The 12,739-nt window shown below is 37.3% G+C and carries 9 protein-coding genes; 1 reads left to right on the plus strand and 8 read right to left on the minus strand.

What is annotated here, in order from left to right; translation table 11 throughout:
• Positions 1–16: 16 nt before the first annotated feature.
• From DKG77_RS11135 to uvrA, 3 genes are read right to left on the minus strand one after another with little or no spacing between them, the layout of a single operon-like run.
• A complete protein-coding gene (locus DKG77_RS11135) occupies positions 17–2,854 on the minus strand; it encodes a gluzincin family metallopeptidase (protein WP_243414911.1) in 2,838 nt (945 codons plus the stop codon).
• 10 nt (positions 2,855–2,864) lie between these two features.
• Positions 2,865–3,551 carry an LOG family protein gene (locus DKG77_RS11140; protein ID WP_109663005.1) on the minus strand — a complete coding sequence of 229 codons (687 nt, stop codon included), beginning with the start codon at positions 3,549–3,551 and terminating at the stop codon, positions 2,865–2,867.
• Between the two features lie 18 nt (positions 3,552–3,569).
• Positions 3,570–6,431, minus strand: coding sequence for an excinuclease ABC subunit UvrA (gene uvrA / locus DKG77_RS11145; protein WP_109663007.1), 2,862 nt, complete (start codon positions 6,429–6,431; stop codon positions 3,570–3,572).
• Between the two features lie 140 nt (positions 6,432–6,571).
• Between uvrA and DKG77_RS11150 the strand changes: the two genes are divergently transcribed.
• Positions 6,572–7,096: a hypothetical protein gene (locus DKG77_RS11150; RefSeq protein ID WP_109663009.1), complete on the plus strand. Its 525-nt coding sequence runs from the start codon at positions 6,572–6,574 to the stop codon at positions 7,094–7,096.
• A 97-nt stretch (positions 7,097–7,193) separates the two neighbouring features.
• Here the strand turns inward: DKG77_RS11150 and DKG77_RS11155 are convergent, their stop codons facing one another.
• From DKG77_RS11155 to DKG77_RS11175, 5 genes are all read right to left on the minus strand, one after another.
• The gene (locus DKG77_RS11155) at positions 7,194–7,646 is read right to left on the minus strand and encodes a nuclear transport factor 2 family protein (RefSeq protein WP_109663011.1); all 453 of its coding nucleotides are present in this window, start codon (positions 7,644–7,646) and stop codon (positions 7,194–7,196) included.
• Between the two features lie 160 nt (positions 7,647–7,806).
• Positions 7,807–9,369, minus strand: a complete 1,563-nt coding sequence (locus tag DKG77_RS11160; RefSeq protein WP_109663013.1) for an amidohydrolase family protein — start codon at positions 9,367–9,369, stop codon at positions 7,807–7,809.
• Between the two features lie 232 nt (positions 9,370–9,601).
• Positions 9,602–10,900, minus strand: a complete 1,299-nt coding sequence (locus tag DKG77_RS11165) for a metal-dependent hydrolase family protein (RefSeq protein ID WP_109663015.1) — start codon at positions 10,898–10,900, stop codon at positions 9,602–9,604.
• A 148-nt stretch (positions 10,901–11,048) separates the two neighbouring features.
• On the minus strand, positions 11,049–11,819 hold the full coding sequence (locus tag DKG77_RS11170; RefSeq protein ID WP_109663017.1) for a DNA alkylation repair protein: 771 nt from the start codon (positions 11,817–11,819) through the stop codon (positions 11,049–11,051).
• A 3-nt stretch (positions 11,820–11,822) separates the two neighbouring features.
• The gene (locus tag DKG77_RS11175) at positions 11,823–12,599 is read right to left on the minus strand and encodes a TIGR03915 family putative DNA repair protein (RefSeq protein WP_109663019.1); all 777 of its coding nucleotides are present in this window, start codon (positions 12,597–12,599) and stop codon (positions 11,823–11,825) included.
• Positions 12,600–12,739: the final 140 nt, after the last annotated feature.

The raw sequence follows: 12,739 nt of genomic DNA on the forward strand, positions 1-12,739 counted from the left end.
TATTTTTGAGAATATGTCAAAACCATTTTCTAGTGAACAATCCTATTAAGGTTCGAGGACTAAGTGTTACTATAAAACGAATTCTTTCTCCGTAATATGGTTGTGCTATTTCCCACCCTCTGTTGGAATATACGGGAAAGTAAAGTTCAAAATAATCAGTTACAAGATTTAACCGGACTCCAGAATCATAAACAAAACGAGCGTTTTCTCCTTTGTTTTTGATATATCCCAAATCGCCATATGCCTCTATCCACCTCCAAATATTTGTACTTGCATTTGTGGTAGCGATCCAATCATTGGCGAATGGATTGTCAAGCTGCGATTTAAATCCGCCCTCTGCGATGATTATTTGTTGACTAAAAATACCCGAGTCTTCCGACCTACCAAGATATGCAAGATCAAAAAGGTAATCTGTGGGTCTGTCTAGCGCAAAACTGAAAAAATCTGAGTTTGTTTTGTTCCTTAAAAACTTACCTGCATAAAAACGAATGTTGAACTGTCTGTTGTTCTCAAACAATTTCCTATACTCCATTTCAAAGGCCAACTTGGTAAAGTCATTTGAATGCTGCGCATCCAAGAACCAAGATGTATAATTTATTATGTCGTTATCAACATCCCAATACCTTACATTTAGAACACTGTAATCCGGTTGGGTGTCTATTTCACCTACAATGTTTTCATCAATATTTCTAAAGACACTTCTGTAACGAAAAAGCAATGACTGTCTTCTATTTGAAATTAAATCGTCTGGCCTCCAGCCAAAACTTATAGCCGGGGTCAAAGTTGAAAATCTGGAATTTACCTGAAAATGCGATGTTGACCCGGTAAAGGAATAGTTGGATACGTACAAACCAGTCTCACCATGGTATTTGCGATATCTGAAACTGGCTTTACCTACCAGGGTTTTTTCCAAAAAGGAATAGGTAGGGGAAATATCGTATTGAAAAGGCCTCTCCAGAAATGTTTTATTGTAAAGCCTCATTCCCGGAGTAACACCGTCGTAAACGTTGAAATTTACAATGGGGACATAGAAGATTTGGTTGTAATATGGGTCTTCAGTATCCTTGAAAAATTGAAACTTCAGTTTTTTGTTACTTGAAAAGAATCCATTTAATGTCTTCCAATTATCACGTTGGTTGAATTCAGGAATTTTTTGATCATAATTGAGGACCAAACGGTCTTCACCTATCCTTGGGATGGTAAAGGTTCTTGAAGTGTCTATTTCTGAAAACCAATATTTGGAAATTACAGAATCTTTCTGCAGTCCAAATAGTGAGATGGGAACTTTTGTGCCCCGCTTGTTTTTTATGGTAAATGTTATGGAATCTTCCGTTTTTTCAATGCTTTTTATTTTGTAATCAATTTTTTTTCTGGTGGATACATACTCATCAAAAAACCAATCAATTTCCTTGTCAGCAAATTTTTCTATTTCATTTCTAAAATCCGATGCATTTACTTTGGGGTTAAGGTTATGTTCTTTATAAAATGAGGAAATACTGCTGTCAATTTTCTGCTCACCTAAATATTCCGACAGATATGCCATCCCCAGTCCGGCTTTATAGCTGTTCGCAATTTTTTCATTAAACCTGATCAGTGAATCATTGGGAGTGGTCAAAGCCTGATCTATATTTTTACGGGCAGAAAGCATACTGAACAATGCGTATTGCTCGTTAAAGTCCATTTGGGCCAAATGAAAACTTTTAAACCCCCAAAGTCTGGATAGTTTACCTGCAAGTTTTTGTTTTGGATAATGCTCCTCAACATATTTTATCATTAAATAGTTTGCAATGGCATCGGTTACCCAGCGTTCCTCTCTTGGATTTAGAAATAACGTTTCTTTTAAAAAACTATGAATGGAGGTTTTTAAAAACTTCATTTCAAACTGGAACTGTTCTTCATATGGCCGTATAAACGATGGTAATTGATTGATGCCGTAAAGCGGTGATCTGTTATAATCAAATTCACTTACCAGTAAGTTGTTGTGGGGATATCTTCCTAGTTGTTTTTCTAAGTACCTCCCTATCTTGGTTATGGAGATTCCTTGAGATATGTCATCATATTTAGCGGATTCCAAATCCGTGGTAACGGTCAAAAACCGCGTTACATGTTTGGTAAACTTTTTTGTTCGACTTAGAATAATCTCACAACTTTTTCTATTTGTTCCACGAAGCTGTACATATTGTCCATTTGAAAAACTTGTGGCACTGTTTTCATCAAAATTTGTGGTTAAGATGAGTTTTTCAGGATATGTAAAATTTATTGAAGTGTTAGCGACATCAGTGTAGATGTCGTCAAGATTCATATTGTCATAAAGCTTCCATTCATCCTGGTATACGACCGGTGTTAAATACCAATCCTTTAAATTGTATTGATCGTTGGGACCATAACCATATGCAGTGAATTTTCTATTTGGCAGTTTCACGGTATATGTAAAAAACAATTGTATTGATTCACCTGGCTCTAGGGCTTTTTCTAATTGTACGCGTATAATATCCCTATTTCCAATTCGGTTCCAATCTAGTCCAGAATATTCTTGGTCCACAATACTTACAATATTGGTGCTGCCACGTTCTTTATCCTTGGCTAAATGCAGACTGCGTTTGAATTGTTCCCCAAAACGCTTGGCAAGGGCTGTGTTTCTATTTGCATAGGCATGGTTCCAATCATTAAAGTAAAGAGCGGTAAGGCCGTTATTGGAACTATTTACATATGTGAACTTTTGCTTTATCTCAATTTCCTTGGTTGTTCCATCTAGGGTAGCATTCACTTCGTTCTTATGTTGGCCTAAAGAGATAAGGCTGATTAATAAGAAGGATAATTGAACCGTTTTCTTAATGAAACTTTTTTTCGCCAAGGTTTACCTATTAGAAGTTAGGGCTTAAAGTTCTGCCCTTGTAAAATGCATCAATGATTTTGACTACCTCGTCTTCCGAGTCTACAATTTTTATGAGGTCTAGGTCTTTTGGGCTAATGTTGCCTGCCTCTAACATAGTGTCCTTAATCCAGCCTATGAGCCCACTCCAAAACTTGGATCCAACCAAAATAATAGGGAATTTGTGGATTTTGTTCGTTTGAATAAGTGTAATCGCCTCAAATAATTCATCTAAAGTCCCAAAACCACCTGGCATTACCACAAAGCCTTGAGAGTACTTAACAAACATTACTTTTCTTACAAAGAAATAGTCGAAATCCAAGCTTTTATCACGATCTATGTATGGATTGTCATGTTGCTCAAAAGGTAGTTCAATGTTAAGTCCAACTGATGTGCCACCAGCTAAATGTGCTCCCTTATTTCCGGCTTCCATAATACCAGGACCACCCCCGGTTATAATCCCATAACCTGCATCGGAAACACTCTTCGCCACGTTCACCGCCAAATCATAATAAGGCTCCCCCGGTTTAATGCGTGCAGAGCCAAATATGGATACACAGGGGCCTATGGCACTCATTTTTTCAAAACCATTTACAAACTCACCCATAATTTTAAATATGGCCCATGAGTCATTGGTTTTTATTTCATTCCAACCTTTGTGATGTTGTTCTTTTCGCATGTGCATTGTGTTATATGTTTAAACTGCTGGAGCAATTTTCCGTTTGGCACTGTCCAATTCCTTTTTCAAAAACTTCGCTGTATAGCTTTTATTGTCCTTGGCAACCTCTTCTGGCGTGCCTTTTGCTACGATCATTCCGCCTCCGCGGCCACCTTCATAGCCTATATCAATAATATGGTCCATCATTTTTACCACATCCATATTATGCTCAATGACCAAAATGGTATTCCCTTTATCAACCAATTGATTCAAAACTTCCATAAGTACCCTGATGTCCTCAAAATGTAATCCTGTTGTAGGTTCATCAAGAATATAGAAGGTGTTTCCTGTATCCCTCTTGGAGAGCTCTGTAGCTAGTTTTACGCGTTGTGCCTCTCCACCTGAAAGGGTGGTGGATTGCTGTCCCAAAGATATATAGCCTAGGCCAACATCTTTTATAGTCTTTAACTTTCTATGAATTTTAGGGATATTTTCGAAAAAATCAACGGCTTCGTTGATCGTCATTTCCAAAACATCGGCTATTGATTTTCCTTTATACCTAATTTCTAGAGTCTCTCTATTAAAACGTTTACCATTGCATGTTTCGCATTCAACATACACATCTGGCAAAAAATTCATTTCAATAACCTTTAATCCACCTCCCTGGCATGTCTCGCAGCGACCACCGGTTACATTAAAGCTGAATCTTCCTGGTTTATATCCACGGATAGTTGCTTCAGTGGTTTTTGAAAATAAAGTTCGGATTTCACTAAAAGTTCCCGTGTATGTTGCCGGGTTGGACCTTGGCGTCCTCCCAATAGGAGATTGATTTATATCTATGACCTTATCAATATGGTTTAATCCCGTAATTTTTTTATGGGGCATAGGTTTTTTAACACCATTAAAATAATGGGCATTCATAATAGGGTAGAGCGTCTCATTGACCAAAGTGGATTTTCCGCTTCCAGAGACCCCAGTAACACCTATTAGTTTGCCCAAGGGAAACTCGGCAGTAACATTTTTAAGGTTATTGCCAGTACAGCCTGAAAGTACAATTTTCTTTCCGGTTCCTTTTCTGCGGTTTTGAGGAACGGCTATTTCACGTTTTCCTGTGATATAATCTGCTGTTAGCGTATTATACAGTTTTAAATCTTCTGGCTTCCCTTCAGAAATTATGACTCCTCCATGTCTGCCTGCCTTTGGGCCAATATCTATAACATGATCTGCATGTTCTATCATATCTCGATCATGCTCTACAACTATAACGGAATTTCCAATATCTCGAAGAGATACCAAAGAATTGATCAGACGTTCATTATCCCTTTGATGAAGACCTATACTTGGTTCATCTAAAATATATAGCACACCAACCAATTGAGAACCGATCTGGGTTGCTAAACGTATGCGCTGTGCCTCTCCTCCAGAAAGGGATTTAGAGCTTCTGTTGAGAGATAGGTAATCTAAACCAACATCCAATAAAAACTGAATACGGGTTTTGATCTCTTTGATAATTTCTTCCGCTATTTTCTTTTGATTTCCTTCAAGCGAACTTTCAAGTTCTTCAAAAAAACCGGCTAACTCCGCAATGTCCAATTGAGCCAGTTCTGCGATATTTTTTTTGCCTATTTTAAAATAAAGCGATTCTTTTCTTAGTCGGGCTCCGTTACAACTTGGACAAGAAACTTTGTCCATATATTCTTTGGCCCATCTTTTTATGGAAGTGGAGTTGGCTTCTTCAAATTGAGTTTTAATGAAGCTGGAAATCCCTTCATAATCTATCTTATATTGTCTTTTTACACCTAAGGTTTTAGAATCCACTTCAAAACTATCGTTGCCACCATTCAAAATAACATCCATCGCTTCAGAAGGAATCTTTTCCAAAGGGTCTGTTAATTCAAAATCATATCGTTGTGCAATGGTTTCCAGCTGTTTAAAAGCCCAGGATTTTTTATATTCTCCCAAGGGTGCTATACCTCCTGTCTTTATGGAGAGTTTTTTATTTGGAAATATCTTCTGTTCATTCACCTCGTGCACATGGCCCAAGCCATTGCATTTTGGACACATACCCTTGGGCGAATTAAATGAAAACGTATTGGGCTCGGGAGTAGGGTATGAGATGCCGGAAGATGGACACATAAGGTCACGACTAAAATAACGAGGTACTTTTTCACCCTCTTCTAAAACCATGAGCACATTATTGCCACTGTACATGGCAGTGTTTATGGACTCGTTAAGTCTTTTATGGAACTCTTCGTTTTCTACAACTTTTAAACGATCAATTACAATCTCAATATCATGGGTTTTGTAACGGTCCACTTTCATACCCTTGGTGATATCCATAATTTCCCCATCAACCCTTACTTTTACAAAACCTTGCTTTGCAATTTGTTCAAAAAGCTCCCTGTAGTGTCCTTTTCTTGATTTAACCACAGGAGCTAAAACATTTATTTTCTTATCGCGATAAGAATCAATTATGAGGGTCTTTATTTGCTCATCACTATAACTCACCATTTTTTCACCAGTGTTATAGCTGTATGCATCACCGGCCCTGGCAAACAATAGCCTTAGAAAATCATAGACTTCTGTAATAGTGCCAACCGTGGAACGTGGAGATTTTGATGTGGTTTTTTGTTCGATGGCTATTACAGGGGAAAGACCATCTATTTTATCCACATCTGGTCGTTCAAGTCCTCCTAAAAACTGGCGTGCATAGGCAGAAAAAGTCTCAATGTAACGTCTTTGTCCTTCTGCATAAATAGTATCGAAGGCCAGCGATGATTTTCCACTGCCAGAAAGCCCGGTTATGACAACCAGTTTCTCTCTGGGAATGGTAACATCAATATTTTTTAAGTTATGGACCCTAGCTCCTTGAACTTCAATATTTTCTTCGTAGTTGATCATAGCACAAGATGCTAAAATACGGTTTTGGATTTTAAAAAGGAAGTGACTTCTTGTTTCGTTTTTGTTAATTGATTCCTATTTTTGAGCGGATAAAAGGCATGTCCATAAAAGCAGTAATCGAAGTTAAAACTTAGAAGTATATGAAGTTATTAGGTATAGGTTCCCGGATTGACCATCAGGAGTATGGAAAAGGTGTTGTCACTAACGTATCATCAAGGCATTATTGGGTGACTTTTCTTGAAAACGGACTGGAAACCATTGATATAGACTCTGAATTTGAGGTGATTGATGGGGTAGAGGATGAAGTGGACAGTGTTAGCTTCTTTGATGTGGAACGTTCTTTGGTCACTATTTTACAAAAGTGGAGCGATACCTCTGAAAAGGTTGCAATAGCAGATAAATGGCGAGGAGGGAAATTAATCTTGGAACCCGGCGATGATTTGGCCAACAAAGAAATGCCCATCGACACCTTCTTTCATAAGATCGTAATGGTTCGAGACCGAATTAGAGTAATGGAACAAAAGATTAATAGCAGCAACAATTTGGACGATCAGGAGAAGGTTGATTTACAACAATACATTACGCGCATTTATGGAAGCCTTACTACGTTTAATGTGCTATTTAAAAATAAAAGTGACCAATTTGTAGGAGAACGGAGTAAATGATTTAAACCTTTAGGCACTTACTGTATTGCTATGCCGAGCAGTTAAATGTAAGTATGGTTGTAATGCGTTTTCTTTATTTCAAAATAAAAGGATCATTTTAGTGTTTGCTAGAATCGTTAAACTGCCAAAGGACATTTATTATTTGCCACTTTCCGTTCAGCTTTGCAATGTGCATATAGTCAATCCATTCATCCGCTATTAGTTTAACTGAGGCTGTTTTATCAAAGATATCAAGGATTATAATTTCCTTTTTTGGGTTTTCAGGAAATTTATCTCCATTTTGATTATACGTTTCTGCCAATAAAACCATAGCGTCCGTAAAAGTTTCTCTTAAATATTCTTTTTTGGTTTTTTTATTCGTCCAAAAAGTCCTTTTGACCATTCTTGGGTGAGCTGAACGTTCAAATTGCTCAGGTTTTACATTATGTTGAGATTCAATGTAATCCAATGCGGCTTGTTTAATTGCTAAAGAATCTTGTTTAGTTTGAGCCTTGACATAAGATGCTAACAAGAAAAACAGGGATGTTGTAAGAATAATAGACAGTTTCATAAATATTAATTAAAATGCAAAAAACAATATAGCTAAGAGCAGTCTTAATTGCTTCTTAGCGAGCGATAACGAAGTTCGTTGATTTTTCGTTTAAAATCAAGAGGTTATACGTCAGGTTATTACCTGCTTTTCAAAAATATGTTATGGTTTGTATTCTAAATTAATCCGCAAATTGTTTTCTGATCAAGGGGCTGCCCAAAAGACTAAAAATAAATTTAACGTTCATATGAAATGAAGAAGCTAGAGAAGCAGTGTTATCTTTATATGTTTCCAGTCTTTCCTTATCATACAATACTCCATTCAAAACAACGCTCGAAATGGAGTTGGTATTGCTAATTTTTTCTAAAGGGTTTTTTTCAAGAATCAATAGGTCTGCTATTTTGCCTTCGGCAACACTTCCCAGGTCTTTTCCCACATGGCTGTAGGTTGCCGGAATTATTGTGGCAGCTCTCAAGGCCTCTAAATTTGTGAGGCCACATGCAGTAAGTTCTTTCATTTCTGTATGTAGCGCAAAACCAGGAAAAGCATAAGAATCCGTGACATCTGTTCCTGTCATAATAGGAACACCTTTTTTTTGTGCCATGCCTACCTGCTTCTTAGCAGATTTATAAAGCTTCATATTGATTCCTTTTCCCTCTTTGGATTGGTTGTATTCTGCAGCTCTTGCAACATCTGGATTCCACCAAAGCTTCTTTCTTAGTGTTGGGATGTATTTTAAATTTTTGTTCTCCACATAATCTAAATCATTTGCAAAGGCAGATATTTTCAACATTTGCAAGGTAGGAACCCAATGTGCGTTTTTTTGACGCATTAAGTCCATCAAATGTTCCGCTTTTAAAGCATCAAAATCTTCACCCATGGATTTTTTGGACTCATAATAGATGGCTCTTTTATCTTCAGCAGCTAAAAGTTTTTCTGCGCCCGGAAAACAATCGAACATAAATACCCTTCCATGCTCAAAACTACGTTGTCCTAAACCTATTGCTTCCTCCAAAGAAACCCCTAAAGGTTTGTGTCCAGCAATGTGCAAACCATACTTTGGCGCCTCTTTTGCAATTTGTCTGTATGAGGCAACCGGGATATCTGAGTATACCTTAATAAAGTTGGCACCTTCTTTTTGATAATGTTCCAATAATAGAGGTACGTCTTTTACATTTTCTACACTAAAAAACTCAGGATAGCCAGAAGGAACAGAATTATCCCCGTTTATTTGATAGCTGCTTTGCAAAATATACCTAGGAGTAACTTGCTCATTATGTTCAAGCTTTTGATTCCAACCGAGCCTATCTTTTGTTCCTGCCCAATAGCTATCTTTCTTACCCATTTGTCCGGATAAATCTCTAATGGAAGTAACACCATTTGCAATGTACAAGGGGTGATGAAGCCATTTGGAATGCTGAGTGGAATGCGTATGCATATCCCAAAGCCCCGGAATAAGATACTTGCCTTGACCATCTATGGTAAAACTGTCCCCATAGTTTTTATCTGGTGTTATGCTGTCTATAGCGCTAATTCTATTCTTTTCTATCCAAACGTTTCTATTTTCAAGGATGATACCGGTGTTTACATCAATAATATTGATGGATTTTATGAGGATGCTTTCATGTTTTTCTGGCAAAGCTATTTCTGGCATGGGCCATAGCAGTCCTGCAATAACGATAAGGCTGAACACAGCCAGTGAAATCAGTATAAATTTTAAGGTTTTTAAAACTTTCTTCTTCATCTTTAAGTTTTCCAGGTTCTTATGAGATGACGATGTTTTGGTGATTATGTTACTTGAACTAAAAGAGAATATTTAAGTGGAGTGAGGGATTTTGGGTTTTGTTATCGGTATTGTATATGAGTAGTAGCGGTGCTCTGCTCCCAAACTTTCAGTTTGCCCTGACTCTTTTTTCTGTTGATACTTTGGTTTTATCACTTAAACTGCTATTAATTAGGCACATTATTGGAAGGCGTTACTTTTCATTTTTATAAATTTTTCCGTCTTTCATTACAAAAGGAATATTCTCCAGCAATTTAATATTAGTCAGCGGATTTCCTCTTATAGCAACAATATCTGCTAATTTGCCTTTTTCTATACTTCCGATTTTGTCTTCAATTCCAAGTAGTTCAGCAGCAGTAAGTGTAGCGCTTTTAATGATGTCAATTTCTTTCATTCCAGCCTCTTTCATTAGCGAAAATTGTTCAGCATTTCTGCCATGGGGGTAAACCCCTGCATCTGTCGCGAATACTATTTTTACATTTTTCTTATAAGCTTTTGAAAAGGTTTCCAATAAAGACTCAAACATTTTATTGTTGTTGGAATCATCACCCTTGTCTCCAAAGTCCTTATTTTTCTCTATTAACTCGTAGTAAGCCGATAATAAGTCCATTGAAAGAAATGCTTCTTTTTGAAGTAATAGTTCAATGGTTTCATTATCAAGAAAAGTAGCATGTTCTATTGAGGTAACACCGGCTAGCAGAGCATTTTTGATTCCCTCTGTGCCATGCGCATGGGCTGCAACCTTAATTCCTCTTTTGCCGGCTTCATCTACTGCTGCTGCAATTTCTTGAATCGTATAAGATGCAGCACCTGGTTTTGTACCGTAAGAACCAAATCCTCCTGTTGCAAAAATTTTAACCCAGTCTACTTTATATTTTAGATGTTTGCGTGTTTCTTTTCGCACTTCATCTTCACCATCCGCAATACTGACAAGCTTATCTTTAAATTCAATTTGAGGACTTAACCAATTCCCAAACGCACCATGCCCGCCCGTAATTGTTAGTGCTGGGCCGCTCACGTACATTCTTGGTCCAATAATCCAATCTTTATTAATAGCATCCCTTAAGGCAACATCGCCATAAAAATAGCTATGTAAGTCTCTAATGGTGGTAAATCCTGCTTCTAATGTTTTCTTTGCATTTACAGTTCCGATTATTCCATACGAAGCTGCAGGCAAAGCGTAAACATCAAATTCGTCCTGTTCCATGTACCAATTACCTATTAAATGAGTGTGACAGTCTATTAATCCGGGAAGAATGGTATAATCTGATAGGTCAATATAGTTTTCTAAAGTTGACAGGTTGAAGTTTTTTTCAACTTCAATGATTTTGCCTTTTTTAATGGTAATGAGAACATTGTTTTCAATTTTTTCAGTATTAAAATCAAGGATTCCTCCCGCAAAAATGTGTTGAACAGATTCTTGCGCCACAATGTTCGCACTTGTCAAAATCCAAAAGAATATGTTTAGTCCAGTTTTTTTTACCTTTTTCATTTTGGTTTGCTTTAATGACTCACAACAATATTGGTTAAGAAGAGTTTTAATTCCTCTTTAACGGGTGATAACGAAGTTCGTTGATTTTTCTTTCAGAATCAAGCAGTTATACGGTAGTTTACCGCTTATTTTTTAACAATAATAGCAGTTATTCAACCATTTTCAAGGCCCACAAATCTTTTGTCTTAATCAAATTCCGTAATGCATGTTTTATGATCCATTTACGTTCTTTGGTGGCATTGCGAGCCCAACGCGCAATTAGCTTTTTTGCAATTTCTGGGTTGTCCTTTAAAATATCGTTAATGCAATTGGCTACCGATGTTTGCACATATTTGCTAGCATCATCTTTTAAACTTTCCAAAATTGGTAGGATAGGAGAGGGGTCTTTAATAAAGATGTCTAGTTTACTTGCCCAGGGCAGTCTGGGTCGCACCCCTTCACTGCTCAGGCGGCGTACATGCTTATTTTTATCCTTGGACCAGGTCTTCATTACTTTTAAAGTACGCTCTGAATACCTTTCTAAATAGGGGCGAATGGTATATTCCCCGGTATTACGTTTGGTTATTTCTTGAATTGCATTCATGGAAATGTCAAAATGTTCCAAGCCGTATTTTTCCACATACTTGGCTATGGGCATGACCCAATAGTACTCTTTGAACATGCCAGTCTCTTTTTCATTTTCAGGGCCAAGAATTTTTATTAATTGCGAGATAGCGACGGGATAATCTTTGGATAGATGGGACTTTAAAGTATCGGCAATGCATTCTACCCGATCTTTGAGTTCTAGATCATCCACTTCATCGGCTATGGTTCGCACAAAGGAACTTTTGTCAAATTCCACTTGTTGTTCCATCAGTTTGTTTGCCAATAGATTTGCCAAATCACCATCAAACCAAAGTTTTAATTGTTTAAAGGCCATTGACTATGCTGTTTCTTTCTTTTCGCTAAGATACTTCCAGTACCGTTTGGGTACATGTTGTTTGTGTAATTTTCTGTTGATTCGAGATTTAATGTTGGTGCTCTTAAAATAATCGTTCCATAGGGCTTGGTAATCGTATTCTTCATTTAATAAGGCGTCACTTTTATGTATTTTGTTAAAGTGAACCTCCTTAAGGTTAAGTGAAATTAATTCTACGTGTTCCTTATTATAGTAAATCCCATATTTACGCTTTACATCATAGATTAACCACTGTTGGTCTGCATATCTATTCCTAAAATGTTTTGAAATTAGGGGCAAAACATCAAAGTCAGGCTCAATATTGGCAAAATAAATATCATCCTTGGTCAATTGAAATCGCACAAAGGCCTCCATTCGATGTTTCTCTCGGCCTACGGAGCGTGCCAATTGACTAATGCGAAGCACAATACCGTCTGAATAATCTGTTTGTTTTGCTCCTTTGGCCGTCATCAGCTTTAGAATGTAGGAATAGAGTGTAAGCTCTATACCGTCTACTTCGCTCAAAAAGGCAAAATACACATTGGTTATAGCGTTATGGCTTGTGCTTCGTATACCATTCCAAACACGCTTTGCCTTTTCCACATTGGTGAATATTGTCTCCGTTTCAGAAAAGAGTCCGTTTTGACCTTGTGTGTTTCGTTGAATGTCCACCACATCTATTTTCTCTTCAAAGGCTACAAAGACAGTGGTGAGGAAGCCATTAAAGCTTCCATCGTAAATGAGGGTTTTTGATGGATTCATGATTTGTTCTTTTTTGATATTTTTTCTCTAACTGCAGTCACACCCTTGTTGATTTTACTTTTAAATACAATAAAATCATACCCAAGATTCAAGATAACTTCTCGGCTGCGCTCCAAGTGGTTGGTTCTTTTTTGTGTTTG

The organism is Flagellimonas aquimarina (genome assembly GCF_003149745.1).
GTDB lineage: Bacteria > Bacteroidota > Bacteroidia > Flavobacteriales > Flavobacteriaceae > Flagellimonas > Flagellimonas aquimarina.